The organism is Blautia sp. HCP3S3_C12 (genome assembly GCF_052064155.1).
GTDB lineage: Bacteria > Bacillota > Clostridia > Lachnospirales > Lachnospiraceae > Blautia_A.
The window spans coordinates 96,630-123,175 of the sequence record NZ_JBQHWC010000005.1 but is presented as its reverse complement, the minus strand read 5'-3'; the positions used below and the strand labels follow the sequence as shown (position 1 = coordinate 123,175).

24 protein-coding genes are annotated in these 26,546 nt (G+C 42.7%); 16 read left to right on the top strand and 8 right to left on the bottom strand.

Annotated elements, in window-relative coordinates:
- Positions 1-25: 25 nt before the first annotated feature.
- Positions 26-931: an AraC family transcriptional regulator gene (locus ACTNDS_RS06885; RefSeq protein ID WP_441034640.1), complete on the bottom strand. Its 906-nt coding sequence runs from the start codon at positions 929-931 to the stop codon at positions 26-28.
- 245 nt (positions 932-1,176) lie between these two features.
- On the opposite strand from ACTNDS_RS06885, the gene ACTNDS_RS06880 reads away from it, so the two are divergent.
- The 3 genes from ACTNDS_RS06880 (at position 1,177) to ACTNDS_RS06870 (ending at position 4,338) form a co-directional block, all read left to right on the top strand.
- Positions 1,177-2,442: an ABC transporter substrate-binding protein gene (locus ACTNDS_RS06880; protein WP_441034638.1), complete on the top strand. Its 1,266-nt coding sequence runs from the start codon at positions 1,177-1,179 to the stop codon at positions 2,440-2,442.
- 165 nt (positions 2,443-2,607) lie between these two features.
- The gene (locus ACTNDS_RS06875; RefSeq protein ID WP_441034637.1) at positions 2,608-3,501 is read left to right on the top strand and encodes a carbohydrate ABC transporter permease; all 894 of its coding nucleotides are present in this window, start codon (positions 2,608-2,610) and stop codon (positions 3,499-3,501) included.
- Positions 3,502-3,513: 12 nt separating this feature from the next.
- The gene (locus tag ACTNDS_RS06870; RefSeq protein WP_055199750.1) at positions 3,514-4,338 is read left to right on the top strand and encodes a carbohydrate ABC transporter permease; all 825 of its coding nucleotides are present in this window, start codon (positions 3,514-3,516) and stop codon (positions 4,336-4,338) included.
- An 84-nt stretch (positions 4,339-4,422) separates the two neighbouring features.
- Here ACTNDS_RS06870 and ACTNDS_RS06865 read toward each other — a convergent pair whose 3' ends face one another.
- Positions 4,423-4,551, bottom strand: a complete 129-nt coding sequence (locus tag ACTNDS_RS06865; RefSeq protein WP_441034634.1) for a DUF6783 domain-containing protein — start codon at positions 4,549-4,551, stop codon at positions 4,423-4,425.
- 71 nt (positions 4,552-4,622) lie between these two features.
- Here ACTNDS_RS06865 and ACTNDS_RS06860 point away from each other — a divergent pair, with 71 nt between their 5' ends.
- Positions 4,623-5,288: a YesL family protein gene (locus ACTNDS_RS06860; protein ID WP_118565985.1), complete on the top strand. Its 666-nt coding sequence runs from the start codon at positions 4,623-4,625 to the stop codon at positions 5,286-5,288.
- 87 nt (positions 5,289-5,375) lie between these two features.
- Positions 5,376-7,577 carry an alpha-galactosidase gene (locus tag ACTNDS_RS06855; protein WP_441034632.1) on the top strand — a complete coding sequence of 734 codons (2,202 nt, stop codon included), beginning with the start codon at positions 5,376-5,378 and terminating at the stop codon, positions 7,575-7,577.
- Between the two features lie 137 nt (positions 7,578-7,714).
- Here the strand turns inward: ACTNDS_RS06855 and ACTNDS_RS06850 are convergent, their stop codons facing one another.
- From ACTNDS_RS06850 to ACTNDS_RS06835, 4 genes are all read right to left on the bottom strand, one after another.
- On the bottom strand, positions 7,715-8,332 hold the full coding sequence (locus ACTNDS_RS06850) for a DUF1836 domain-containing protein (protein ID WP_173742221.1): 618 nt from the start codon (positions 8,330-8,332) through the stop codon (positions 7,715-7,717).
- A gap of 66 nt (positions 8,333-8,398) precedes the next feature.
- Entirely contained in the window at positions 8,399-9,229 is an 831-nt protein-coding gene (locus ACTNDS_RS06845; protein ID WP_441034630.1) for an energy-coupling factor transporter transmembrane component T family protein, read from the bottom strand.
- The gene (locus ACTNDS_RS06840) at positions 9,219-10,943 is read right to left on the bottom strand and encodes an ABC transporter ATP-binding protein (RefSeq protein ID WP_441034628.1); all 1,725 of its coding nucleotides are present in this window, start codon (positions 10,941-10,943) and stop codon (positions 9,219-9,221) included. Before ACTNDS_RS06840 ends, ACTNDS_RS06845 begins: the two co-directional genes overlap by 11 nt.
- 141 nt (positions 10,944-11,084) lie before the next feature.
- A complete protein-coding gene (locus ACTNDS_RS06835; protein WP_441034626.1) occupies positions 11,085-11,636 on the bottom strand; it encodes an ECF-type riboflavin transporter substrate-binding protein in 552 nt (183 codons plus the stop codon).
- A 191-nt stretch (positions 11,637-11,827) separates the two neighbouring features.
- Here ACTNDS_RS06835 and pcrA point away from each other — a divergent pair, with 191 nt between their 5' ends.
- Positions 11,828-14,062, top strand: coding sequence for a DNA helicase PcrA (gene pcrA / locus ACTNDS_RS06830; RefSeq protein WP_441034624.1), 2,235 nt, complete (start codon positions 11,828-11,830; stop codon positions 14,060-14,062).
- A 78-nt stretch (positions 14,063-14,140) separates the two neighbouring features.
- Here the strand turns inward: pcrA and rlmD are convergent, their stop codons facing one another.
- The gene (rlmD, locus tag ACTNDS_RS06825; RefSeq protein ID WP_441034622.1) at positions 14,141-15,514 is read right to left on the bottom strand and encodes a 23S rRNA (uracil(1939)-C(5))-methyltransferase RlmD; all 1,374 of its coding nucleotides are present in this window, start codon (positions 15,512-15,514) and stop codon (positions 14,141-14,143) included.
- A gap of 96 nt (positions 15,515-15,610) precedes the next feature.
- A complete protein-coding gene (locus tag ACTNDS_RS06820) occupies positions 15,611-15,829 on the bottom strand; it encodes a hypothetical protein (protein WP_019162731.1) in 219 nt (72 codons plus the stop codon).
- A 248-nt stretch (positions 15,830-16,077) separates the two neighbouring features.
- Here ACTNDS_RS06820 and ACTNDS_RS06815 point away from each other — a divergent pair, with 248 nt between their 5' ends.
- The 10 genes from ACTNDS_RS06815 to ACTNDS_RS06770 all read left to right on the top strand — a co-directional run bounded on the left by ACTNDS_RS06815 (position 16,078) and on the right by ACTNDS_RS06770 (position 26,522).
- Positions 16,078-17,640, top strand: coding sequence for a DUF1002 domain-containing protein (locus tag ACTNDS_RS06815; protein WP_441034620.1), 1,563 nt, complete (start codon positions 16,078-16,080; stop codon positions 17,638-17,640).
- Positions 17,641-17,650: 10 nt separating this feature from the next.
- Positions 17,651-18,163 (top strand): N-acetyltransferase family protein, encoded by a 513-nt coding sequence (locus ACTNDS_RS06810; protein ID WP_441034618.1) that lies wholly within the window; start codon positions 17,651-17,653, stop codon positions 18,161-18,163.
- A 165-nt stretch (positions 18,164-18,328) separates the two neighbouring features.
- The gene (locus ACTNDS_RS06805) at positions 18,329-19,531 is read left to right on the top strand and encodes a class I SAM-dependent rRNA methyltransferase (RefSeq protein ID WP_441034616.1); all 1,203 of its coding nucleotides are present in this window, start codon (positions 18,329-18,331) and stop codon (positions 19,529-19,531) included.
- Positions 19,532-19,547: 16 nt separating this feature from the next.
- Entirely contained in the window at positions 19,548-20,054 is a 507-nt protein-coding gene (locus ACTNDS_RS06800) for a flavin reductase family protein (protein ID WP_173742212.1), read from the top strand.
- Between the two features lie 69 nt (positions 20,055-20,123).
- Positions 20,124-20,534, top strand: a complete 411-nt coding sequence (locus tag ACTNDS_RS06795; protein WP_173742211.1) for a hypothetical protein — start codon at positions 20,124-20,126, stop codon at positions 20,532-20,534.
- A gap of 1 nt (position 20,535) precedes the next feature.
- Positions 20,536-21,381, top strand: coding sequence for a DUF5685 family protein (locus ACTNDS_RS06790; RefSeq protein WP_441034614.1), 846 nt, complete (start codon positions 20,536-20,538; stop codon positions 21,379-21,381).
- Complete coding sequence (locus ACTNDS_RS06785; RefSeq protein WP_441034612.1) at positions 21,374-22,018, top strand: DnaJ domain-containing protein; 645 nt, start codon at positions 21,374-21,376, stop codon at positions 22,016-22,018. Before ACTNDS_RS06790 ends, ACTNDS_RS06785 begins: the two co-directional genes overlap by 8 nt.
- 171 nt (positions 22,019-22,189) lie before the next feature.
- The gene (locus tag ACTNDS_RS06780) at positions 22,190-23,176 is read left to right on the top strand and encodes a diaminopimelate dehydrogenase (protein ID WP_441034610.1); all 987 of its coding nucleotides are present in this window, start codon (positions 22,190-22,192) and stop codon (positions 23,174-23,176) included.
- Between the two features lie 225 nt (positions 23,177-23,401).
- Positions 23,402-24,880 (top strand): N-acetylmuramoyl-L-alanine amidase family protein, encoded by a 1,479-nt coding sequence (locus ACTNDS_RS06775; RefSeq protein WP_441034608.1) that lies wholly within the window; start codon positions 23,402-23,404, stop codon positions 24,878-24,880.
- 226 nt (positions 24,881-25,106) lie between these two features.
- A complete protein-coding gene (locus ACTNDS_RS06770; RefSeq protein ID WP_433845435.1) occupies positions 25,107-26,522 on the top strand; it encodes an NlpC/P60 family protein in 1,416 nt (471 codons plus the stop codon).
- The last annotated feature ends 24 nt before the right edge of the window (positions 26,523-26,546 follow it).

Here is a 26,546-nt window from a genome sequence, read left to right as displayed (position 1 = left end):
AATCAACAAAAAGCAGGCAGAACGATCACACGGGATCGTCTACCTGCTTTTCGTTAAATTTATCCATCATTTCTTTATGAGTCTTATAATTCTTCGGACTCATTCCAAACTTCTTCTTAAAAGCTTTTGAAAAAACAAGCTGGTCTTCATAGCCCACATTATTAGCAATCTCTTTAACAGACAGACTGGTGCTGACCAGAAGACTGGCTGCTTTATGCATCTTATAATCAATGAGGAAGGTCTGTGCGGACATTCCAAGCTCTTTCTGAAAGGAACTGTTCAGATAGGCACGGCTGATTCCGATATTATCTGCAATATCAGAAATTCCGATTCCTTTTTGATACATGTCTTTAATATATTCAATGGCAAGCTCTACGTAAACACTGGTGCTGTAAGCATATTTAGCACTTTTTTTGTTCTGTGCAGATTGCTTTTCATGAAAGTCGGCAAGCTCGGCTAACAACAGGATCAGATAAGCCTGGCGCCTTAGATCATTGGCTTTGGAAAGCTGCTTATGATTCAGCATATAATCGATGTGTTTCAGGATTATTTTCTGATCCGGTGCAGGAAGCACTAATTGATTTTTGGAAAATCCACATTCTTTTACCATCGAATGAGCTCGGATTCCGCGAAAACCGATCCAGGCATAAGTCCAGGGATTGATTTCGTCTGAACCATATGTGATAGGTTCATTTGGATAAATTACAAACATCTGTCCGGGAGTAAGGCTCCAGGTCTGACCTCCGGCAGAATAGAATCCGGTACCGTCCAGCACAAAATGGATGATGAACTCATCTCTTGGCATGGAACAGATATGTCCGGGCGGGCAGTGTTCTTTGCCCGTATGGATCAGACTGATATCAAGGGAGCCTTCTTTCAGGTTTTCAAGACAGCGGAAAGTAGCGCTGTCCGTATATTTTACATTTGGCATTTGCGCAATTCCTTTTTCTATTTTCTTTGACTGCGGGTATTAATTGATATAAAGACATATGGAATGATATCCTGTAAATACGCATAAATTCAAGTCGCTGTTGACATTTTACCATAAATTCAGCGATTTTTCCATAACGATTATGACATAAATTTATTTCATTAGTCTATTGAAAAAAAATAGACAAAAACATATAATAAGAATCACAAGGAACACGTCGAAACGACGAATAAAGGAGGATGTATATGAGAAAAAACATGAAAAAACTCACAGTCGCAACAGTGATCGGTGCTATGGCAGTTACTTCCCTTGCACCAGTAAGCGCACAGGCGAAAGACAAAACCCTGACAGTTGCAATCTGGGATAACGGACAGAAAGCCGGACTTCAGGAGATCATGGATGAGTTTACAAAAGAGACAGGAATCAAAACTGAACTTCAGGTAGTAGAGTGGAGCAGCTACTGGACACTTCTTGAAGCAGGTGCATCAGGCGGAGACATGCCGGACGTATTCTGGATGCATTCCAACGAAGCAGTAAGATATATGTCCAATGATATCTTACTTGATCTGACAGACAAGGTTGCAGACAGCGACAAACTGGAAATGGACAAATTCCCGAAAGATATCAAAGAAATGTATCAGTGGGATGGAAAAACATATGCAGTACCGAAGGACATCGATACAATCGCCATGTGGTACAACAAAGATATGTTCGATGAAGCAGGAATCGACTATCCGGACGGAAGCTGGACATGGGATGAGTTCTATGATATTGCAGAGAAACTTACAAAAGAAGACGGAAGTCAGTATGGTTTCGCAGCAAACCCGTCTAACGAGCAGGATACGTGGATGAATATTATTTACTCCATGGGCGGATGTGTACTGACAGATGATAACAAATCCGGTTTTGATGATCCAAACACTATCAAAGCAATGGAATTCGTTGATAAATGTGTTAAAAATGTAATGCCTCCTGCATCTACAATGTCCGAAACAGGTACAGACGTACTCTTCGGATCTGGTAAAGTAGCTATGATCTCTCAGGGATCCTGGATGGTATCTGGTTTCAAAGACAACGATTATATCAAAGAACACTGTGATGTGGCAAGACTTCCGAAAGATGCTGAAACAGGAGAGAGCGTATCTCTTTACAATGGTCTTGGATGGGCAGCATCTGCAAACACAGATATGCCGGATGAAGCTTTCCAGCTTATTGAGTGGTTCGGTACAAAAGATATGCAGCAGAAACAGGCTGACCTTGGTGTAACAATGGCAGCTTACGAAGGAATGTCCGATGGATGGGTTAACAGTGTTGACTGCTTCAACTTACAGCCATACATGGATGCAATGGACAATATCGTATTCAGACCACACACAAATGCAACACTTGCATGGTGGAACCCAATGTGCGAAGAATTGAAGAAACCATGGAATGATGAAGAAAGCATGGATGATGCATGCAAGAATATCGTTACTATTATGAACGATGCCATTGCAGAAGAGTCCTATTAATTAATGTTTAACAAAACCATTCATAAAAAATAAGAAACAGAAAAGCTGCCGCAGAAAAGATTCCGATTATGTGATAACCGCAGAAGTCACAAAGGGTATGCTCATATGCGGCAGTTTTCCATTCAAATCAGCAACAGAATTCTATGATAAGAAGGAGTGAGAGCCGTGGCAAATCCAAAAAAAGGTACCAGTCAGGCGCGGAATGAATTCATCTGGGGATGGGCGTTCATTCTTCCTACAATGCTTGGTCTGATCATCTTAAATATCTATCCGATTTTTAAGACCATTTATGAGAGCTTTTTCAAGACCGGAGATTTCGGTAAGGGAAATATCTTCATTGGTTTTGACAACTATGTAAAGCTGTTCCACGATGCGGAAGTATGGCAGGCATTATTAAATACATTTAAATATGCCATTGTGGAAGTTCCGTTTTCCATTGCTATCGCACTTGTACTGGCAGTTTTATTAAACCGTAAAATGAAAGGCCGTGCTGTTTACAGAACTATTTTCTTCCTGCCTATGGTTGCCGCTCCGGCTGCGATCGCCATGGTATGGAGATGGCTGTTTAACTCAGAGTTTGGTCTTCTCAATCACATTTTCCATACAAAGATCAACTGGATCTCTGATCCGAGGATTGCAGTTTATGCGATCGCAGTGATCGGTGTATGGTCCATCATTGGTTACAATATGGTACTTTTCCTGTCCGGTCTGCAGGAAATCCCAAGAGATTATTATGAAGCAGCAAGCATTGACGGAGCAACTGGAATTAAACAGTTCTTCCACATTACAATTCCGTTGCTTTCACCGACCATCTTCTTTGTAATGGTTACCCGTGTTATCGGTGCCATGCAGGTGTTCGACCTGATCTTTATGGTTATGGATAGAAACAATCCTGCACTTTACAAAACACAGTCACTTGTTTACCTGTTCTACCAGAATTCCTTTGTACAGAATAATAAAGGCTATGGTTCAACAATTGTCGTACTTCTTCTGGTTGTAATTATGATCATGACAGTATTCCAGAACATTGCGCAGAAGAAGTGGGTTCATTATAACTAAGGAGGGATAATTATGTCAGCAAGAGATAAAGCAAACAGAGTTCTGATCCATGTTATCCTGATACTGGTATCTATTACCATGCTGGTTCCTTTCTTATGGATGATCCTGACAGCTTTCAAAACTATGACAGAGGCAACCTCTGTCAACCCGTTCGTAATCCTCCCGTCTACATGGAGATGGGACAGCTTTAAAGAAGTAATCGAAAATATGGATTTCTTACATCTGTATATCAATACATTGCTTCTGATCCTGGGTCGTGTTGTATGCGCGGTTCTGACAGCAACACTGGCAGGCTATGCATTTGGACGTCTGAACTTCAGGGGTAAAAACCTGATGTTCTCTCTGGTTCTTTTCCAGATGATGGTTCCTGGACAGATCTTCATTATCCCACAGTACTTAATGGTAAGTAAAATGGGAATGCTCAATACCATTTTTGCCTTGGTATTTCCTGGTATTGTTACTGCATTTGGTACATTCCTCCTCAAACAGGCTTATATGGGACTTCCGAAAGATCTGGAAGAGGCTGCACGCCTTGATGGATGTAACATCGGCCAGACCTTCCTGTTCATCATGGCTCCTCTGACACGTTCTTCCATGGTGGCGCTGGGAATCTTCACAGCAGTATTTGCATACAAAGACCTGATGTGGCCTTTGATCTGTAACAAAGATGTAATGCCTCTGTCAGCAGCACTTGCAAAAATGCAGGGACAGTACACCAACAATTATCCGCAGCTGATGGCAGCATCTCTGCTTGCATGTATCCCGATGATCGTATTGTATCTGATCTTCCAGAAGCAGTTCATCGAAGGTATTGCAACATCTGGTGGTAAGCTGTAATAAAAATAAACAATAAATATTAAGTAAAAGTTCAGGTGTTCAGACAGAGTTTTCTCTTGATCTGAGCGGCACAGGCAGGCTTTGTTATAAAATCAGACCAGAGATTGTAGCAGGGCTTGCCTGAAACTGGATTTGATAATATTTAGAGTGTGTCTGAAAAATGCTTTCCCCAAGATGTGCGTCACAATTTGCGGGAATGGTTTTTTTTAACATGCTCTAGAGAAAGAAAACTGAAATATAAAATAAAAAAAGATAAATGACAGGAAAGGAAGAGGTAGATAGAAATGAAACCAGGAAGTCTCTTTGACAGAATATTTGGATTTTTAGGTCAGTTGATCGCATTAAATTTGCTGTGGATCGTGTGCTCTCTTCCGATTATCACAGCAGGGGCATCCACCACTGCATTATTTTACTGTACATTGAAGCTCCATAAAGATGGAGATATCAGAGTACTTCATGATTTTTTTAAGAGTTTTAAGCAGAATTTCAGGCAGTCCACACTGATCTGGATTCTGATGGCTGCAGCAGGAATATTTATTTATATGGAAAAAGAAGCTCTGGCAACAATGCCGGGATCCATGTCACAGATTTTTAATTATGTGATCTTTGCGGTATATATTCCTCTGGTGGCAGTTGCGCTGTATGTATTTCCAACAGTTGCAGCATTTGAAAATAAAACAATGACTTTGATCACAAACGCATTTTATTTTGCGGTTAAACATATAGGCTATGCATTAGCTGTGGCAGTGATCACAATCCTGCCAATGACAATGACACTTGTAGATGCAAAACTTTTCCCGGTATATCTGCTGATCTGGCTGATGTTTGGATTCTCCCTGACTGCCTATGCAGATTCCTGGTTTATGTGGAAACTGTTCAAGCCCTACTTCAAAGAGGAGGAAGAGGGACATCACTACGTGGACACAGAACCTGATCAGTACGCGTTTTAACCGAAACAAACAGCGATACCTGGTTACATAAAAAATAGATAGAACATCTATAAAATAGAAAGAACAAAGAAATGAGAGGTACAGAGTATGGAATGGATCAAATATCACGAGGCAGAGAAAGTATTCGACCTGAGAACAGAGCACAGCACTTATCAGATGCAGGTAAGAGAGTATGATACTCTGGTTCATCTGTATTATGGAAGTCCGGTAGGCGATGCACTGATCACAGACAGGATCGTATGTGTGGACAGAGGATTTTCAGGAAATCCTTATGAGGCAGAAAAGGACAAAACATTTTCATTAGATACCCTGCCACAGGAATATACTGCATATGGAAATGGTGATTATCGTATCAATGGCCTGGAGACAGAGCAGGCAGACGGCAGTGATACTGCAAATCTGAAATTTGAGTCCTATGAGATTACAAAAGGAAAGTACAGCCTGAAAGGGCTTCCGGCAATGTTTGCAAAGGAAGATGAGGCAGAGACACTGGAAATTGTTCTGACAGACCGTGCCAGCGGACTGAAAGCACATCTTCTCTATGGTGTATTTCCTCATCTTGATGTGATCACCAGAGCGGTACGCCTGGAAAATACAGGTACAGCACCGGTTACAGTAAAAAAAGCAATGTCTGTGGAAATGGACTATGAATACAGAGAACTGGAGGCAGTCCATTTCTATGGCAGACACAATATGGAACGTCAGATGGAGAGAACTCCTCTTAGCCATGGCAACTGGTCTGTGGGAAGTATCCGTGGCACATCCAGCCATCATCACAATCCATTTGTGATCCTCTGTGACAGAAATACAGAGGAAACTTACGGAAACTGCTATGGATATGCACTTGCATACAGTGGAAACTTCTTATTTGAAACAGAGGTGGATCAGGTAGGACATACCCGTGTGGCAATGGGAATCCATCCTTATCATTTCTCCTGGACACTGGAACAGGGAGAGAGTTTTGAGACACCGGAAGTGATCATGGCATACTCAGCAGAAGGCTTCGGAAAACTTTCCAGAATCTATCATGATGCATACAGAAGCAATCTGATCCGCAGCAAATACACAGAGCAGCCAAGACCGATCCTGGTAAATAACTGGGAAGCAACTTATTTTGATTTTGACGCAGATAAGATTTACCACATTGCAGAAGAGGCAAAAAATATCGGACTGGATATGTTTGTCTTGGATGACGGATGGTTTGGAAAGAGAGACAATGACTGGTGTGCACTTGGTGATTGGGAAGTAAATGAAGAGAAGATTAAAGGCGGACTTCCCGCACTTGCAGAGAAGATTCATGGACTTGGACTGAAATTCGGTCTGTGGGTAGAGCCGGAGATGATCTCTGAGGACAGTGATCTGTACAGAGAACATCCGGACTGGGCACTAAAGATCCCGGGACGTGCCATGAACCGAAGCAGACATCAGTTAAATCTGGATATTACCAGAAAAGAAGTACGCGAACATATTATGAACCAGATTTTTAAGGTTCTGGATGCATGCAAGGCTGATTATGTGAAATGGGATATGAACCGAAGCGTAGATAACGTATTCTCAGCAGCTCTTCCAAAGGAACGTCAGGGAGAGGTTTACCACAGATATGTGCTGGCTGTTTATGAAATGATGGAAAGCCTGGTGCAGAGATATCCGAATCTTCTGTTTGAGTCCTGCTCAGGCGGAGGCGGAAGATTTGAGGCAGGAATGCTTTACTATTCTCCGCAGATCTGGTGCAGTGACAATACAGATGCTATTGACAGACTGAAAATCCAGTATGGTACATCCTTCGGATATCCCATAAGTGCAATGGGCGCACATGTCAGCGTATGCCCGAACCATCAGTCCGGAAGAACGACTCCTTTTGAGACAAGAGGAATTGTTGCATCCGCAGGTACCTTTGGCTATGAGCTGGATCTGATGAAGATGTCCGAAGAAGAGAAAAAGACAGCCAGAGAGCAGATTCTGAAGTATAAAGAAATGGAGCATCTGGTACAGTCCGGAGACTATTATCGTCTGGTGAATCCATTCGAAAACAACAACCATGTACTCTGGCAGTTCGTATCAAAAGATAAGAAAGAAACGGTTGTATGCGGAGTAAGACTCCACAGTGAAGCAAATCCTTATATTTATCTTTTCTACCCACAGGGGCTGGATGCTGATATGAAATACGAAGACACAGCAACAGGAAAAGTATATACAGGTGCAGCTCTTATGAAGGCAGGTCTGCCTTTGCCATTGACAACAGGAGATTACCAGCCGGTTAAATTTACATTCAGAGCGGTAGAAAAATAATCAGTGATGTTCACAGGGTAAACTATAAAAACCAGGAATCACTTATCAATAACAGATAGGTGTATTTCTGGTTTTTTTATTATGGAAATGGCAAAAATTCGTTCTTGAACAGTATTCGTTTGATTATGAGCAGTCAGTTATTTCTTCTTTTTGGAATCCTGTTCTGCTGGTGGATTCATCCCATCGATCAGATGCTCGATCATCATCTTTTTTACATAAACATCGAAGCTTAAAAGACAGATAAAGGAAAAGCGTTTGAGAATTTCCTGGTCTTCTTCATCTGCATCTTTGAAAGTCCCCTGTGCTGTTTTATATTTGCGGAGCAGATCCTTTTTCAGAGATTCGATCTGATCCTTCTCCATGCTGAAAACTTCATTATATATATAGGTCATATCCTTTTCTGTCATAGACTTGAAATATTTCTGCACAATCGGTGTGAATAAAGTCTGTATGTCATTGATAGACAGGATATTCTTGAAATAGTAAATAAAGATCAGCATAAGTACATGCTCTTTGGAATAACGCTTCTTTTCCGGCGAGGGAAGAAGCTTATTTTTGGCGTAATTATTAATCATGGTCTTGGTCAGAATCTTGTCATCCCCGTAGCGCTTGGTGGCAGCCAGCTGTTCTTCCATGAAGGTTGTGACCTGATCCATGTATAAGTCAATATTTGGAATATCTTCCGGTTTAATATAGTCAATTCTGGAAATACTGGACAGAATACTGTTGATCATGTCTTTTTCATCGATTGTCATCTTTCATCACCTCTGTCCCCTATTATATAGTTTCAAATACTACTTGTAAATGTTTTTTTTACTGAATTAGCAAAATGGATTGTAAAAACGTCCGCATTTTATAGTTACTGTCAGACTGAACAATAACAGCAGTACGCCCAGCGCCAGCGTGAGAAAATCTCTGCGTGCAAAAGGCCTTTGGGTGTACCAGGTGCGTTTTTGGTTTTTGCCGAAGCCACGAAGTTCCATTGCATTGGAGATGGTATCGATCCGGTTCAGGCTGGTAAGAATCAACGGCAGCAGTATATTAACGGAGTTTTTTAGCCTGGAAAAGAATCTTTCATTTTTTCCCAGCTCCACACCTCTGGCCTGCTGAGCCTGGCTGATGCTGTGATAATCTCTCTGGATATCCGGAATATAGCGCAGGGCAATGGACACAGAATAGCCTACCTTATAGGAAATACCGATACTGTTTAAGCTTGCCGCAAATTCGCTGGGATCAGTGGCAGAGATAAACAGGATGGCTACAGGCAGGGCTACAAAGTATTTCAGAGAAATATTGACCATATAAAACAGCTGCTCTGCGGTCAGGTCATATCGCCAGAATAAATGGCATAGTACGTGGTGTGTGCCGTACAGATGGGTTCCCTGATTGGGGTCGAACAAAAAGATAAACAGATTGTTCAGCAACAGGAACACTAGCATAAAGATCATCATAAACCGTACTTCCCGAATCTTAATTTTGCTTAGTCTGAAAGCAGCTATGCTTACTGCCAGGAGTCCGAGCAGCACCCAGGTATTGTAGGTGATCATACTTGCAAAGGTAAAGAGCAGGAAGAATGCCAGTTTGGTAGTTCCGGTCAGTCTGTGAATCACACTTTTTCTTGGAAGATAATTTAATACAGTATTAGCGGCCATTGTCCCGTACCTCCCTGTCTTCTTCAATAAAACGTTCCACAAAGGCTTCCGGCGGAGTGATACCGCATCGGTTAGCGAGAGTGAAAAGACTGGTTTCTTTTAACGCGGCCTGAGTGATCAGGGATTCATCACAGAGAACTGCGGCTGCACTTCGGTCTGCGATCAGCTGCCCATCAGAGAAGACCAGAGCTCTGGGCGTATATTCCAGCATCAGATGCATATCATGAGTGATCATTATAACAGTAACTCCGCGTTGGTTGAGTGTACGGAGAAATTCCATGATCTCTGTATAATGATGAAAGTCCTGTCCTGCAGTAGGCTCATCCAGAATGATCAGTTCCGGATCCTGTACCAGCACGCTGGCAATGGTTACACGTTTTTTCTGACCAAAGCTGAGGGCAGATACCGGCCAGTTACGGAAGGGATAAAGTCCGCAGATTTTTAATGTATTTTCCACTTTTTCGCGAATCTGGTCTTCTGCCATACCGGTATTTCTCAGACTTAGGGCTACCTCGTCAAAAATCATGGTCTTTGAAATCATCTGATTTGGATTTTGCATGACATATCCGATATATTTAGCGCGGCGACGGATATTTTCTCCGGAGAAATCTTTGCCATTAAAAAGTAAGGTTCCCTGATCAGGTGTTTCGAACCCGCAGATCAGCTTGGACAAGGTAGATTTACCTGCACCGTTGCGTCCTACAATGCTGACCATTTCTCCCTTGTATATGGTAAGAGTTACATCCTTTAGTGTGGGGTGGTTCCGGGTATATCCAAAGCTTAGGTTCTTTATCTCAAGGAGCGGTTCCGGTGTGCCGGAAGGCTCAGAAAGTTCTTTTTGATGAAACCAGTTTTGAAGCATTTTCTGATCTGTCTGATCCAGAATCAGAGAATTTATATGTGAGGGCTTTTTGCATGGCGCAATTTCAATTCCGGCATAACGCATAGCGGTCACATACAGAGGCTCACGGATTCCGTTATCTGCCAACAGGGTAGTGGAGAGCAGTTCGTCGGGATGAAGGTCTGCCAGGATTTTTCCCTCATTCACCAGAACGATCCGGTCCACATTTTTCCAGAGGACATCCTCCAGACGGTGTTCAATGATCAGAACAGTGGTGTCAGTTTTCTGCTGGATCTCATCGATCAGCTCGATGGCCTGTTTGCCTGTAGCAGGATCAAGGTTTGCCAGTGGTTCGTCAAAAAGCAGGATCTTTACCTGGTCTACCATGACTCCGGCCAGGCTGACGCGTTGTTTCTGTCCACCGGATAATTCGTGAGGTGCATAGTCCAGGTGATCCTGGATTCCCACCAGTTCAGCAGCATGTCTGGTGATACTGTGCATTTGTTCTTGTGGCATACAGCTGTTCTCCAGCGCAAAGGCAATATCCTCTCCCACAGTCAGACCGATAAATTGTCCGTCTGGATCCTGGAGTACAGTGCCTACATGTGCAGAGAGTTCAAAGATGCTGCTGTGTGGAGCATCTACACCGTCTACAATAAGAGAACCTGTGCATTCTCCGGGATTGGAGAAAGGGTTCAGACCATTGATACAGCCTGCAAGCGTGCTCTTGCCACTTCCGGAGGGGCCGGCAATGAGAACACGTTCTCCCGGATAAATATCCAGATTAATTCCGGTCAGAGTTGGCTTTTTCTGGGCACGGTATTGAAATGAAAAATTTTTAAATGAAATAACAGGTAAGTTTTGTTCTGTCATCTGTTTAACCTCAAATTAATTTCTATAATAATCGAAAAATTGTTTCTATAATAATCACGTACTTTAGAGGGTGAGTCCTGAAAAAGAAAAAGCCCTATCACATAAGCTTTTCGCTAAATGACAAGGCTTTTTGTCTGAAGCTTATTCCTGATCCAGAGATCCTTTTTTTGCGATGGTCTTGGTATATGCCAGAACCAGAAGTCCGCCTACGATTACTGCTGTGATCGTATTGGAGATGGCTGCAAAAGCACCCTGTGCGAATACTTTATTAGCAGGTTCTGCATAGATGAGAATATCCAGTACAGGGGCAACAACGATCCATCCGATCACATGTGCTGCAATATTGGCAATTGTGAAAAGAGTAACCTTTCCTTTGCCAAATTCTCCCTCCTGTACATTCAGTTTTTTGGCAAAGAGACCTACGATCACACCTACGAAAGCAGAAGTGATCACCCAGCTCCACCATGGACTTCCACCCCAGGAAAGGTCGATCAGAGTATGACCGATAAATCCGATAAGTCCCCCTGCTACCGGTCCGTACATAACGGCCAGCAGAGCCAGGACTGCGTACTGGAGACTGATATTGGTGTTAGGTACCGGACTTGGGATTGCGACAAAACGTCCAAGTACAAAGAACAGCGCTGCACCGATACCAACGGCTACAACGGTTTTAATGCTATTGTTGTTTTTCATGACTTATTCCTCCTCAAAAGTGTATGTATGCAGTAGAATCAATTTACTGCAAGTCAGTGTCAGTATAAGGCATTTAATTGTGGATTGTCAATGGACAAACAGGGGTGTATGTTGAAAACTGTTGTGGTATGGTCCGCTTTTGTGTATAATTGGGAGAGAACTGAAATAGCTATCGAATACAGGAGCAGAAAATGAGAGATATTTACAATACATTAAATTCCAGACAGCAGGAGGCAGTATTTCATACAGAAGGACCACTGCTGATCCTGGCAGGGGCGGGCTCAGGAAAGACCAGAGTGCTGACTCACAGAATTGCATATCTGATAGATGAGAAAGGGGTCAATCCCTGGAATATTCTGGCTATCACCTTTACAAACAAAGCTGCCAGTGAGATGAGAGAACGTGTGGATAAGATCGTAGGTTTTGGCTCAGAGAGTATCTGGGTATCTACCTTTCATTCCACCTGCGTGCGTATTCTCAGAAGGCATATTGACAGACTTGGATATGATAACAGTTTTACTATTTATGATACCGATGATCAGAAAACCCTTATGAAAGACATCTGCCGCAGACTGAATGTGGATACCAAGATTTATAAGGAACGTTCCCTGCTAGCCCAGATTTCACATGCAAAGGATGAGCTGATCACTCCGGACGAAATGGAGATGAATGCTGCAGGGGATTACAATAAGAAGAAAGTGGCTGCTATTTACCGGGAATATCAGGCATCTCTGCGTAAGAATAATGCGCTGGATTTTGATGACCTGATTGTGAAAACAGTAGAGCTTTTCCAGAATTGTGGGGATGTGCTGGAAAATTATCAGGAGCGTTTTAAGTATATTATGGTAGATGAGTACCAGGATACCAATACTGCACAATTTAAATTCGTAAGTCTGCTGGCATCAAAATATGAGAATCTCTGTGTAGTAGGAGATGATGACCAGTCCATCTACAAATTCCGAGGCGCCAATATTGGCAACATTCTTGGTTTTGAGCATGTTTTTCCGGATGCCGCAGTGATCCGGCTGGAACAGAATTACCGTTCTACCCAAAATATTCTCAGGGCTGCAAATGAAGTCATTGCCCACAATAGGGCACGTAAGCCCAAGACTCTCTGGACAGAGAATCAGGAGGGAGAGAAAATCCATTTCCGCCAGTTTATGAATGGATATGAAGAGGCAGAATATGTAGTGGGAGAGATTGCCGGAGCGCGCCGGGAAGGAAAAGGAATGTATAAGGATTTTGCCGTCCTTTACCGTACCAATGCCCAGTCCCGCCTTTTTGAGGAAAAATGTCTTCTGGCAAATATTCCTTATAAAATAGTGGGTGGAGTAAACTTTTATGCGCGTAAGGAAATCAAAGATCTTCTCTGTTATCTGAAAACCATCAATAATGCCAAGGATGACCTGGCAGTGCGACGTATTATCAATGTGCCCAAGAGAGGAATCGGAGCTACTACTCTGAGCAGGGTGCAGGATTATGCAGATCAGATGGATATCAGTTTTTATGATGCATTACGTGTGGCAGAGGAGATTCCCTCTATAGGAAGAAGTCTGTCAAAGATTGATGGATTTGTTACTTTTATTCAGGGCCTGAAAAGTAAGGCAGAGGCTTATACAGTCAGAGAGCTTTTGGAAGAAATAATCCGCCTTACCGGTTATGTGACGGAGCTGGAGGCAGAGGATACAGAGGAATCCAGGGCAAGGATTGAAAATATCGATGAATTGATTTCCAAGACGGAAGCTTATCAGGAAGCAGGGGAGGAGAGAGGAGAACCTGCAACTTTGTCCGGATTTCTGGAAGAAATTGCATTGATCGCAGATATTGACAGTGTAGATCCGGATCAGGACTATGTACTTCTTATGACTCTTCATAGTGCGAAAGGTCTGGAATTTCCCAATGTATTTTTGGTAGGAATGGAGGATGGGATTTTTCCTTCTTATATGTCTATTATGTCAGATGACCGTTCTGATCTGGAGGAAGAGCGCCGTCTGTGTTATGTAGGGATCACCAGGGCAATGAAGGAGCTGACCATGACCAGTGCCAGACAGAGGATGATCCGCGGAGATGTCCAGTATAATAAGGTATCCAGATTTGTTCGTGAGGTTCCCAGGGAACTGGTGGATCTGGGCTATAAGGTAGAAGAAAAGAAACCGAAGATCTCAGAATCCCTAACCGGAGACAGCAGTCTTTCCAAAATGAAGCAGGTGTTTGCTGCCAAGCCTTTTCAGGCAACTCAGTTTAAGGTCACCAAGGCGGATTCTTTGGACTATCAGATAGGAGATACTGTGCGCCATGTGAAATTTGGAGTAGGTGTGGTGAAAAATATCGTAGAAGGAGGAAGAGACTACGAGGTCACAGTAGATTTCGATAAAGTAGGAGTGAAAAAAATGTTTGCCGGATTTGCAAAGCTGAAGAAAATCTGAGCAGAAAAGAATACAAAAGAGCGCTCTATGTCAGAGGAAAAGAATCTGACATAGAGAGCTCTTTTTTCTGGGGGAAAATTATTCTGATGTTAAGGTACGCTTTAATAAAGCCACTGTCTCCACATGGACAGTCTGGCAGAACTGATCTACACAGCAGGCTTTTTCCAGGCGATATCCTGCCTCCAGAAATGCGGGAAGATCTCTGGCCAGGCTGGTGGCTTTGCAGGAAATATAGACAATATGATCTACCCCATAGGAGAGGATTTTAGGCAGTGCTTTGGGATGAATGCCGTCTCTGGGCGGATCCAGAATGATCACATCCGGTTTTTGAGTCAGATCATCCAGTACCTTCAGTACGTCACCTGCAATAAATCTGCAGTTTTTCAGATTGTTAAGTGCTGCGTTTTCTCTTGCTGCTTCTACAGCTTCCTCCACAATTTCGACACCGATTACTTCATCTGCTACAGAGGCGGCAAGCTGGGCGATGGTGCCGGTTCCGCTATAGAGGTCAAAGACTACCTTATCTTTGGTATCTCCAATATATTGCCGAACAACGGAATACAGAACCTCAGCTGCCAGAGAGTTTGGCTGAAAGAAGGAAAAGGTGCTGATTTTAAAGCGCAATCCCAGCAGAGTTTCATAGAAGTAATCCTGACCATAAAGGATACGGGTCTCATCACTCTGTACCACATCTGAGAGAGAATCGTTGATAATGTGCATGATGCCTACGATTTTTCCTTCCAATGGAAGGGCGAGAAGCTGATTCTTCAGCGGCTCCAGATCATATTCCTCCTGGCTGGTGGTAATAACATGTACCAGAATTTCTCCGGTAGTTACTCCCCGTCGGAGCAGAAGATGTCGGAGATAACCTGTGTGCTGCATCTTTTTATAATAGGAAGCATTCAGCTTCAAAAAATATTCGTGGACACAGGAGAGGATTTTTGTCATATCCTCATGAACCAGCTTACAATCTGATGCTGTAAGTACATCATAGGTGCTGCCTTTCTTATGAAGACCAAGAGTGAGGGGGCCATCTTTGTAAGCGTCTCCGAAAGAAAATTCCATTTTATTGCGGTAACGGAATTCCATAGGGCTTCCATGGATGCCTTCCCAGCTATAGTCTGCGCTTTCCAATGCTGCGTTCAGAAGCTCCCGGACCTGGCGTTCCTTCATTTCCAACTGTTTTTCATAGGACATGGTCTGGTACATACAGCCGCCGCATTCCGGAAAAATGGAACAGGCAGGGTCTCTGGTTTCCTGAGGAGATTTCTCCAGAACTTCCAGCAGACGTCCTTCTGCCCTGCCGGAACGCTTTTTGTTGATCATAAAACGGATCTTTTGTCCGGGAATGCCATTTTTGACAGTGACCTTCTGATCTCCTATCATCACAGTCCCTTTGTTGGGAAAATCTACTTTTTCAATTGTGCCATCATATATTTCGCCTTTTTTCATAAATAACTTAAATCCTTTCGTTAAAAAAAGCTCCGGGTTCAGCCGGAGCTTTCTGATTGCTGTACAGTCAACGAAGACTGCTGATCATATTCTGGATTATTCTTCATCCTCAAAATAATCATCAAAGTCATCATCCAGGTCTTCTTCAAAATCCTCCAGATAATCCGGAGCAAAGAAGCGATAAACAGCAAATGCAATACCTGCTACTGCTGCGACAGCACCGATGATCGCCAATACCCAGAGAACTGTATTTTTATCCTGCTCTTCTTCTTTTTTCTTTAAAGCTGCTAATAATTCATCAATTTTAATATTCATAACCGCACCATCCTCTCAATCATTAAGTCGGCTGAAGCCATTAAAAGAACAGCCAAATCTGCCGTCTGTTATATTAATGGGATTATTATACCACCTTTGCCTGGATTTTACCATAAGTATCTGAAATTAAATTGATATTAAATTAGAAACCATTAAATTAGAAATACAAATTATAATAAAAATATGTTATAATAAAAGCCACGAAAAAGAACCAGAGGTCTTTTGTTCAAACACAGGGAGGTTATAATATGAAAAATATTAAGAAATTAGGTGCATTGCTCTGCAGTGCATGTCTGGTGGTTTCCGGGACCACAATACCGACAATGGCAGATTCCATGAAGGTTGTAACACTGGGGGCTGACCTTACAGATGCACAGAAGAACACTATGATGAAATATTTTAATGTAAGCAGTGACCAGGTACAGATCCTGACGATCACCAATCAGGATGAGAGAGATCATCTGAGCGCATACGTTCCTATTGAGCAGATCGGAACCAGGACAGTAAGCTGTGCTTATGTAAAGCCAACCACATCCGGCGGAATTAAAGTCCGTACAGCAAACCTGAACTGGGTAACCTGTAATATGATCGCTACATCTCTTTCTACTTCCGGTGTAAAGAATTGTGAAGTTGTTGCAGCATGTCCTTTTGAGGTTTCCGGTACAGGCGCACTGACTGGAATCCAGATGGCTTATGAGACTGCCACAGGCGAGCAGCTGGACAGCACCAAGAAGGAACTGGCAACAGAGGAAATGGTAGTGACAGGAAATCTGGCTGATGAGGTAGGCAAGAATGATGCAACTACTGTTATGAACAATTCCAAGATGCAGGTCATTCAGAACAATGTACAGAATGCGGATGATATCTATAACATTGTAGTGAATGTGGCTCAGCAGAATAATGTAACTCTGGATTCTGACCAGATCAACAAGATCGTAGAGCTTCTGGAGCAGATCGCACAGCAGGATTACGATTATGATGATGTAAAAGCAACTCTGGAACAGGTGGATCAGAATACTTCCGGAAACAGTGATGAGATTGGTGAAGTGGACGAAGAGGAAGATGATACTGTAAATGCAGGGGATTCCGCAGATGGAGATGACATTCTGGGAAGCGTAGATAACAGTGTGCTTGGAGGAGATGTACTGGAGAGCTCCACAGAGGATACCGCTTTGGAACAGGAGACAGGTATGGACACAGGCAGTGCAGATAGCCAGAACGAAGATTCCTCTGATACAGAAGATATGGATAATGGGGACTGGGACGGCAGTGAGGATACAGACGGATCCCTTGATGGCAGTGAAACTGCAGATACAGCAGATGAACTGGATACCTCCTCTCTGACAGAGGATCAGAAAACATTATTTACCCAGACAGAGACATTCTGTAAGGGTGAGTACGAGGGAGATGCAGCTTCTCTTCAGACTGCTATGGGTGATGAAACTGCAGTTTCCACAGTTGTGCTGGATGCAGAAAACGGAGCAACTCTTTCTGAGGATGTAGAGAAAGCATATCTGGATGTACTGAAACAGGGAACTGAGTCCTACCAGGCAGACGGTACAGAGCTTTATATGACTCCTGAGCTGAATATGATCGATAAGGCACTGAAGGACCTTTTCGGACTGAGTGAAGGTGTACAGGCAGTTCCAGAGCTTAGCGAACTTACAGATGAAGACAGACAGACTCTGTATGATGATACTATGAAATTCTTCCAGAAGCTGTATAATGAGACAGTACAGACCAGTGAAGAGGCGGCTGTGGAGAATGAAGATGGTACAGATGCTGCTGAAGAGGCACAGGTTGAGGAATAAGTAAGGACTTATGGGGTTTCAGATCAGAAAAGCAGAGCCTGCAGATGTCCGGGGGATTATGCGGATCATGGAGCAGGCCGGGAAATGCCACATCCATCCGGAATGGTTTGTGGCAGATGATGAGGCTTATGTAAGAGCACATTTGGAGCAGAAGGGCTTTAGTGTAGTGGCAGAAGCTTCAGATGGAGAGATTGCAGGCTTTTTTATTATCAAGTATCCGGATAAGGATGATAATCTGGGAACCTACCTGGGATTTGACGACAGACAGCTGTCTCAGGTGGCGGTGATGGATTCGGCAGCAGTGGACACTGCTTTCCGGGGAAATGGACTTCAGGGCAGGATGCTGGAAGCTGCAGAAAACCTGTTGGATCCGGACAGATTTGTATATCTGATGTGTACCGTTCATCCGGAGAACAGATTCAGCAGATATAATATGGAGAGTCATGGCTATCAGGTAAAAAAGATTGCCAGATGCTACGGTGGACTGGAACGCTGTATTCTTTTGAAGGAGCGCAGAAGATAAATAAGGGCAGTCAGTGGAATGGAAATTTCACTGGCTGCTTTTTACATTTTGGACGCGAACAAACAATGGGTAGAAAAAAATAAAGTTCTGTGTTAGAATGAATCGTAAAAGTGAAAGAAGAAAGAGTTTATTACGGATTGTTTATGAGCAACAGGAGGATAAAATATGGGTTTTGCAGTGGTAACCCTGAAAAAGGGTGAAGGCAGACTTCTGAAATCCGGAGGTATGTGGATTTTTGATAATGAGATAGATACAATTATGGGCAGCTTTGTAAATGGAGATACAGTGCTGGTTCATGATTTCGATGGATATCCCATGGGAAAGGGATTTATCAATACAAATTCCAAAATTGCGGTGCGTCTTTTTACCAGAGATGAGAGGCAGGAGATTGATGAGGAATTTCTTGAAAAACGTGTGAGGGATGCATGGGAATACCGTAAGAAGGTAGTGGATACAGGAAGCTGCAGACTTATTTTTGCAGAAGCAGATTTTCTGCCGGGAATTGTAGTGGATAAGTTTTCGGATGTGCTGGTGGTTCAGTCCCTGGCTCTGGGAATTGACCGTTATAAGGAACAGATTGTTGAACTTTTGAAAAAAGTACTGGCTGAGGACGGTATCATAATCCGTGGAGTTTATGAGCGAAGTGATGTGAAGGTCCGCAGACAGGAAGGAATGGAACTGGTCAAGGGCTTTATCGGACCGGAATTTTCTACCCTGGTACAGATTGAAGAAAACGGCGTCAAATATGAAGTAGATGTAAAAGACGGTCAGAAAACAGGATTTTTCCTGGATCAGAAATATAACAGACTTGCCATCCAGAAGCTGTGTAAGGGCGCAAAAGTGCTGGATTGCTTTACCCATACCGGTTCCTTTGCATTGAATGCGGGAATTGCAGGCGCTGCCAGTGTGACAGGTGTGGATGCTTCCCAGCTGGCTGTAGATCAGGCTACTGCAAATGCAGCGTTAAATGGATTATCAGACAGAGTAAAATTTATCTGTGAGGATGTATTTGAGCTTCTTCCGGAGCTGGAGGAGAAGGGTGAGAAGTTTGATGTAGTGATCCTGGATCCGCCGGCCTTTACCAAATCCAGAAATTCTATAAAAAATGCAGTAAAGGGATACAGGGAGATTAATCTTCGGGCTATGAAGCTGGTGAAGGATGGAGGCTTTCTGGCAACCTGCTCCTGCTCCCATTTTATGGATTATGAATTATTTACCAGAACCATCGGACAGGCAGCAAAAAATGTACATAAGAGACTGCGCCAGGTGGAGTACAGAACTCAGGCACCGGATCATCCCATCCTGTGGTCTGCAGATGAATCCTATTATTTGAAATTTTATATCTTCCAGGTTTGTAATGACAGATGAAAGAGAGGAAAAATAAATGAGCTTTAGAGAAGTGAAACCAGAGGAACTGACAATGAATCCGTTTACCAAGATTGGTAAGGAATGGCTGCTGATCACAGCAGGAAATGAGGAAAAATGCAACACAATGACAGCCAGTTGGGGTGCCATGGGCGTTATGTGGGGAAAAAATGCAGTAACTGTTTATATCCGCCCTCAGAGATATACAAAGGAATTTGTAGACAGGGAGGAAACCTTTACGATTTCTGTGCTGGGAGAGGATTATCGTAAGGCACTGAATTACTGCGGAACTGTTTCCGGAAAGGGAATTGATAAGATCACAGAGGCAGGACTGACTCCTTATTTTGTAGATGGAACAGCTGGCATTCAGGAGGCGGATATGATTATGGTATGTAAAAAAATGTATCATGATACTATTAAGCCGGAATGCTTTGATGAGACAGAGAATGATACAAAATGGTATCCACAGAAGGATTACCATACAATGTATATTGCTGAAATTCAGAAGGTTCTTGTGAGAGAATAAGGTGTGCTTTTGCTGCTGAACAGGCAAAAATCCTTAAGGGATTTCAGAGAGACTTGAAAAGAGGTAAGGATGAGAGACAAACTGAATAAATTTATGCAGGGACGTTATGGTGTAGACCAGTTATCAAGATTTACCCTGGGTGTGGCGCTTTTTATAGTTGTGATCGGATCTTTCTGCAGAAGAAATATGGCAGGCGGAGTCTTGGATCTGTTAGGCTTTGTACTGATCATATATACTTATGTCAGAATTCTGTCCAGAAATATTCAGAAGCGTTATGCTGAAAATCAGAAATATCTGGCAATGACCCAGAATATCCGTGGCCGTTTCATGAAAGAAAAGCGTATGATGGAGCAGAGAAAAACCCATCATATTTACACCTGCCCGGGCTGCGGACAAAAGATCCGCATTCCCAGAGGAAATGGTCAGAAGATAGAAATTGAATGTCCGAAGTGTCACAGTAAGTTTATCAAGAGGAAATAAAATGTTTGGCTATGTGGTAATGAATAAACCGGAGATCAGGTTTAAGGATTTTGATCTGTATCGATCCTTTTACTGCGGTCTCTGCAGAGAGCTGAGAGAAAAATATGGGATATCCGGGCAGATTACCCTGACTTATGATATGACTTTTGTGGTTGTACTTCTCAGCGCACTTTATGAACCACCGACTCAAAAGGGAACAACCAGATGTGTGATCCATCCTGTATGCAGACAGCCGGTCCGGAAAAATGCAGCCACAGAATATGGAGCAGATATGAATGTCCTTCTCACATATTATAAATGTATGGATGACTGGGAAGATGAGAAAAAGTTTGCTGCATTGGGATATGGGAAAATTCTGCAGAGGAAAAATAATCGGCTGAGCAGCCGGTATCCGGAGAAAGCAGAGAAAATCAGAAAATTACTTGAAAAATTATCTCAGATGGAAAAGGCAGGAGAAACAGATATTGACAAAATGTCAGGCTGTTTTGGCCAGATCATGGAGGAGATTTTTGCCTGGAAAAAGGATGTGTGGGAAGACTCTCTGCGCAGAATGGGATTTTATCTTGGAAAATTCATTTATATTCTGGATGCCTATGATGATGTGGAAAAAGATGTAAAAAATGGAAATTACAACCCTTTTGCAGAAAAATATATAATGAAAGGGTTCGATGAGCAGGTACGGCAGCTTTTGATCATGATGATGGCTCAGACCTGCAGAGAATTTGAAAAGCTTCCTATTATAAAGTATACAGATATTTTGAGGAATATTCTTTATTCCGGTGTGTGGTGTCGTTTTGAGACGATTGCCAGGAAACGAAGGGAAGCAGGGGAGAAAAAACATGATTGATCCGTACAGTGTGCTGGGAGTGTCCCGGGACGCGTCAGATGATGAGATAAAAAAAGCATACCGTCGGATGAGCCGCAAATATCATCCGGATGCAAATATTAATAATCCCAACAGGGAACAGGCTGAGGAGAAGTTTAAACAGGTCCAGCAGGCCTATGAACAGATCATGCGGGAAAGGGAACAGGGAAGCAGTTATGGAGACTCTTATAGTGGATTTGGAGGCTTTGGCGCTTATTCCGGAAATTCTGGCAATGCTTATCAGGATGAGGAAAGTGTTCGCAGGCAGGCGGCAGCAAATTATATTCAGAGCAGTCACTTCCGAGAGGCTATGAATGTGCTGCAGTCTCTTTCTCAGCGTAATGGCCAGTGGTATTACCTTTCATCAATGGCAAATATGGGGCTTGGAAATAATGTGAACGCTCTCAGCGATATCAGGGAGGCAGTCCGTCTGGAACCGGATAATATGCAGTATCAGATGCTTCTTCAGCGAATGGAAGGGGGCGGCAGCTGGTACCGGGAAATGCAGAATCCTTTTGGGGGCATGCCGACCGGCGGTGATGATTACTGCATGAAGCTTTGTCTGGCAAATCTGGCCTGCAGTCTCTGCTGTCCAGGTGGAGGTGTATTTTGTTGTTGATTTTTGTAACAAATTGGTTACTGTTCACAAACTGCACACGGAATTATAAAACTTCCATTAATGGATTGACAATCAAAATGGAAAATATTACTATAGTAAAGTGATAATGCGCAGCCGTGATGACGAAAAATAGCTGCGATAATAGAAGAAAGGTTACAGGAGGAAATCATAATGAGTATTCGTATTGGTATTTTGGGCTACGGCAATCTTGGCCGTGGTGTAGAGTGCGCAATCAAACATAATCCGGATCTGGAGCTTGTGGCTGTGTTTACACGTCGTGCTCCGGAAACCGTTAAGATTCTTACAGAGACAGCAACAGTATATTCTGTCAGTGATGCTGAAAAAATGAAAGATAAGATAGATGTTCTTATTATCTGCGGTGGAAGTGCAACAGATCTTCCGAAACAGACGCCGGAATATGCAAAGATGTTTAACGTAATTGACAGCTTTGATACACATGCAAGAATTCCGGAACATTTTGAAGCAGTAGATGCGGCAGCAAAAGAAAGCGGTCATATCGGTATTATTTCAGTAGGCTGGGATCCGGGAATGTTTTCACTGAACCGTCTCTACGCAAATGCAATTCTTACAAACGGAAAGGATTACACATTCTGGGGCAAGGGTGTAAGCCAGGGACATTCAGATGCAGTACGCCGTATCAAAGGTGTAAAAGATGCAAAACAGTACACAATTCCTGTTGAAGCAGCACTGGAAGCGGTAAGAAACGGAGAGAATCCAGATCTTACAACAAGACAGAAACATACAAGAGAATGCTTCGTAGTTGCAGAGGAAGGTGCAGATCTGGCACAGATCGAGAACGATATTAAGACTATGCCGAATTATTTCTCAGATTACGACACAACTGTACATTTCATTTCTGAAGAAGAGCTGAAGCGTGATCACAGTGGAATCCCCCATGGTGGTTTTGTGATCCGCTCCGGAAAAACAGGATGGAATAATGAGAACAATCATGTGATTGAATACAGCCTGAAACTGGATTCAAATCCGGAGTTTACTTCTTCTGTACTGGTTGCTTATGCGAGGGCAGCATACCGTATGAACAAAGAAGGTCAGACAGGTGCCAAGACAGTATTTGACGTGGCTCCTGCATATTTAAGTTCTGCCGATGGGGCTGAATTGAGAAAACATCTGCTGTAAAATCGAAAAGAGACAGGGCTTTTTTGTTAGCTTTGTCTCTTTTTTGCTGGAAAAACCTGTGGTGATTTAGTGAAAATTTAACATATTTTTACTTCAATGTTGACTGTATGTTGAAGGTGTAATATAATAGGGTCATACAAACGTAACAACATTGTAAAGACTTTACATTTCTGAACATGAAAATGAAACATAATGAAATGTAATAAAAAGAAAAGGAAGGTATGTATGCAAAACGTAAACAAGAAGTTCAGAACCTGGGGGGCGTTTCTGTTCCTGCTGTTTTTTGCTGTATGTGTATCTGTATTTTTTTCAGCTACGCGGGTTAAGGCCGACACAGAGACTGGATTTGTAACGATTAACGGTAAATCATACTACATAAATAAGGATGGTTCTAAACAGAAAGGCTGGCTGGAGCTGGACGGCAAGAAGTACTATTTTAATGCAAGCACAGGCGTACAGGTAAAGGGCTGGGCCACAGACAGCAAGGGAAGAAAGCGCTATTTCAGCAAAGGCGCCGGAATCATGATGACCGGTTGGCTGACAGACTCCAAGGGACAAAAGAGATACTTCGATGAGTCTACTGGATTTATGCAGACCAAGTGGCTGACACTGAAGGGAAAGAAATATTATTTCTACAGTAAGAGTGGAGTTGCTGCATGTAAAGAGTTTCTGACAGACAGCAAAAAGAACACCAGATATTTTACAAGTGCCTGTTACATGCTGACAGGATGGGCAAAAAATACAAAAGGTGAAGCCAGATTCTTCGAAGAAGATGATGGTATCATGGCAAAGGGCTTCCAGAAGATTGATGGTAAGAACTATTATTTCAGCACAGAAAGCGGTAAGATGGCGACAGGCTGGCAGACCATTAATTATAATAAATATTATTTTGATACTAAGACCGGTGAAATGGCAACAGGCCAGGTTACCATTGACGGTAAGAAATATACTTTTGATTCCAACGGTATTTTGCTGATCACTCCGGAATCAAACGGAAGTAAGACGATTAAGAATTATCTTGCGGGAGCATTGCTTCCGGTAGGAAAAGCCCTTTATGTATGGGGTGGTGGATGGAATGATTCTACCCGTAAGGGACTTAGTCCTACCATGACTGCTTTCTATAACAGTCAGACTGCAGATTATAATTATAATAATTACAGAGACCTGAGTACTGAAAACAGAGCAAAAGGTTTTGACTGTTCCGGTTTTGTTGGCTGGGCTGCATATCAGGTGATGCAGACGAAGTCAGGAGTTGGAAGCGGATATACAGTTGTTTCCGGTGAAGTTGGATCTACCTATAAGGCAAGAGGCTGGGGAAGCATTCTTACACAGTCTGATCTGTCAAAATCCGACTGGACATTCAAACCTGGTGATATTGGTTATAATGAAGGCCATGTATGGATTGTTCTGGGACAGTGCAGTGATAAGAGTCTTGTAATTGTTCATTCTACACCAAATGCAGGTGTACAGATCGCAGGAACTCCTACACCGAATGGAACGTATGGAAGTCAGGCAATTGCACTGGCACAGAAATATATGTCCAGATATCCGGGATATGCAAAATATGGTTCTGCATATCACACATCCAGCGGTAATTACAGCCGTAACGGAAACTATTTCAGATGGAACAGAAATACACTTTCTGATCCGGATGGATATCTGAGCAAGACCGCAGATCAGATTCTGGCAGATCTTTTCAGTTAAGAAATTGAGAGATGCATTCAAATTCAATATGAAATGAAAGAAGCAGCTTGTCCGTTGGGACGGCTGCTTTTTTGCGTAAACATTACTAAATGTTACGGAAATTTAAAATAATTTATAAAAAAGCCTTGCATTCATGGAAATGATGTGTTAATATGAATAAGACTTAAAATAAATATTACGAAACTATTACATAAAAAGAAATAAAAGGTTACGAGGACGAGAGACCATGAAGAAAAAAATTGTATGTCTTACATTAGCACTGCTTATGACTGCATCACAGGCCGTAAGCGTAAGCGCTTCCAGAGAAGATGATTTAAGAGAAGAACAGGCGATTACAAGCCAACAGCTTGATGCCACATATTCCCGCATGGATGAACTGGCAAATGCAAAAGCACAGCTTGAGAGTGAAATTTCAGAGTTGGATTCCAATCTTGTTAATGTTATGGTTTCCATCGATACTCTTAAAAATGATATCAGCAATAAAGAGGTTGATATCATCAGAACAAAACAGGATCTTGCAAAAGCGCAGAAAGCCAGAGATAAGCAGTACGAGAGTATGAAGAAGCGTATCCAGTGTCTGTATGAGCAGGGTGGTGATTCTGCATGGTTCCAGATGATGTTGAATTCCGAAGATCTCAGTGATCTTCTTACACGAGCTGAGAATACCCAGCAGATGTATGAACAGGACAGAAAAAATCTGGACAAATATGTGAAGACCATTGATGAAGTAAATAATTTAAAAACACAGTATGAGTCTGATAAGGCAGAGCTGGAAGAGATGAAATCTTCTTATGAAGAGCAGTCTTATACTCTTCAGTGCCAGATTGATCAGAAAAAATCTGAGTCTGCTGATTATGAAAATGAAATCGCATATGCACAGCAGCAGGCAACAGAATATGCAAATCTTCTGGCAGAGCAGACAGCAGAGATCCAGCAGTTGGAAGCAGAGCGTATTGCGGCAGAGGAAGAGGCCAGACGTCAGGCAGAGGAAGAAGCTGCAAGACAGGCGGCAGAAGAAGCTGCTGCAGCAGAGGAAGCTGCAAACTCAGAAGATGTAGAGTATGATGAGGATGGAAATCCGGTTGAAAATACAGATGAGGATACAGACGAAGATACCTATGAGGAATCAGACGATGTAGAATATGATGAAGATGGCAATGTCATTGATAATGCACAGTCCGGTGAGGATGTGGAATATGATGAGTATGGCAATGTTATTGATTCTGACAATACAGTATCAAAGGAAGATTATGAAGAAGAACAGTCTTCTGATTCTGACAATTCTTCTTCTGGTTCAGGCTCAGGCTCTTCTGTAGTGGATTATGCTACACAGTTTGTGGGAAATCCATATGTATGGGGAGGAACAAGTCTTACAAGTGGTGCAGACTGTTCTGGATTTGTACAGAGTGTATATGCCAACTTTGGAGTAAGCCTTCCGAGAACTTCTTATGAACAGCAGAATTGTGGAACAGAAGTATCTTACGCAGATGCGCAGCCAGGTGATCTGATCTGTTATGGCGGCCATGTGGCAATTTATATGGGAAATGGACGTATTGTACATGCATCCAACTCTGTAGACGGCATTAAGATCAGCGACAACGCTGCATACAGAACAATTGTATCAGTAAGAAGACTTGTATAATCTGCAAAAGATTATATCCGATAA

What these genes read in the sequence shown, in the direction of transcription:
- ACTNDS_RS06885 (WP_441034640.1), bottom strand. Translation starts at nt 931, where the DNA reads ATGCCAAATGTAAAATATACGGACAGCGCTACTTTCCGCTGTCTTGAA.
- ACTNDS_RS06880 (WP_441034638.1), top strand. Translation starts at nt 1,177, where the DNA reads ATGAGAAAAAACATGAAAAAACTCACAGTCGCAACAGTGATCGGTGCT.
- ACTNDS_RS06870 (WP_055199750.1), top strand. Translation starts at nt 3,514, where the DNA reads ATGTCAGCAAGAGATAAAGCAAACAGAGTTCTGATCCATGTTATCCTG.
- ACTNDS_RS06865 (WP_441034634.1), bottom strand. Translation starts at nt 4,551, where the DNA reads ATGTTAAAAAAAACCATTCCCGCAAATTGTGACGCACATCTTGGGGAA.
- ACTNDS_RS06860 (WP_118565985.1), top strand. Translation starts at nt 4,623, where the DNA reads ATGAAACCAGGAAGTCTCTTTGACAGAATATTTGGATTTTTAGGTCAG.
- ACTNDS_RS06855 (WP_441034632.1), top strand. Translation starts at nt 5,376, where the DNA reads ATGGAATGGATCAAATATCACGAGGCAGAGAAAGTATTCGACCTGAGA.
- ACTNDS_RS06850 (WP_173742221.1), bottom strand. Translation starts at nt 8,332, where the DNA reads ATGACAATCGATGAAAAAGACATGATCAACAGTATTCTGTCCAGTATT.
- ACTNDS_RS06845 (WP_441034630.1), bottom strand. Translation starts at nt 9,229, where the DNA reads ATGGCCGCTAATACTGTATTAAATTATCTTCCAAGAAAAAGTGTGATT.
- ACTNDS_RS06840 (WP_441034628.1), bottom strand. Translation starts at nt 10,943, where the DNA reads ATGACAGAACAAAACTTACCTGTTATTTCATTTAAAAATTTTTCATTT.
- ACTNDS_RS06835 (WP_441034626.1), bottom strand. Translation starts at nt 11,636, where the DNA reads ATGAAAAACAACAATAGCATTAAAACCGTTGTAGCCGTTGGTATCGGT.
- pcrA (WP_441034624.1), top strand. Translation starts at nt 11,828, where the DNA reads ATGAGAGATATTTACAATACATTAAATTCCAGACAGCAGGAGGCAGTA.
- rlmD (WP_441034622.1), bottom strand. Translation starts at nt 15,514, where the DNA reads ATGAAAAAAGGCGAAATATATGATGGCACAATTGAAAAAGTAGATTTT.
- ACTNDS_RS06820 (WP_019162731.1), bottom strand. Translation starts at nt 15,829, where the DNA reads ATGAATATTAAAATTGATGAATTATTAGCAGCTTTAAAGAAAAAAGAA.
- ACTNDS_RS06815 (WP_441034620.1), top strand. Translation starts at nt 16,078, where the DNA reads ATGAAAAATATTAAGAAATTAGGTGCATTGCTCTGCAGTGCATGTCTG.
- ACTNDS_RS06810 (WP_441034618.1), top strand. Translation starts at nt 17,651, where the DNA reads ATGGGGTTTCAGATCAGAAAAGCAGAGCCTGCAGATGTCCGGGGGATT.
- ACTNDS_RS06805 (WP_441034616.1), top strand. Translation starts at nt 18,329, where the DNA reads ATGGGTTTTGCAGTGGTAACCCTGAAAAAGGGTGAAGGCAGACTTCTG.
- ACTNDS_RS06800 (WP_173742212.1), top strand. Translation starts at nt 19,548, where the DNA reads ATGAGCTTTAGAGAAGTGAAACCAGAGGAACTGACAATGAATCCGTTT.
- ACTNDS_RS06795 (WP_173742211.1), top strand. Translation starts at nt 20,124, where the DNA reads ATGAGAGACAAACTGAATAAATTTATGCAGGGACGTTATGGTGTAGAC.
- ACTNDS_RS06790 (WP_441034614.1), top strand. Translation starts at nt 20,536, where the DNA reads ATGTTTGGCTATGTGGTAATGAATAAACCGGAGATCAGGTTTAAGGAT.
- ACTNDS_RS06785 (WP_441034612.1), top strand. Translation starts at nt 21,374, where the DNA reads ATGATTGATCCGTACAGTGTGCTGGGAGTGTCCCGGGACGCGTCAGAT.
- ACTNDS_RS06780 (WP_441034610.1), top strand. Translation starts at nt 22,190, where the DNA reads ATGAGTATTCGTATTGGTATTTTGGGCTACGGCAATCTTGGCCGTGGT.
- ACTNDS_RS06775 (WP_441034608.1), top strand. Translation starts at nt 23,402, where the DNA reads ATGCAAAACGTAAACAAGAAGTTCAGAACCTGGGGGGCGTTTCTGTTC.
- ACTNDS_RS06770 (WP_433845435.1), top strand. Translation starts at nt 25,107, where the DNA reads ATGAAGAAAAAAATTGTATGTCTTACATTAGCACTGCTTATGACTGCA.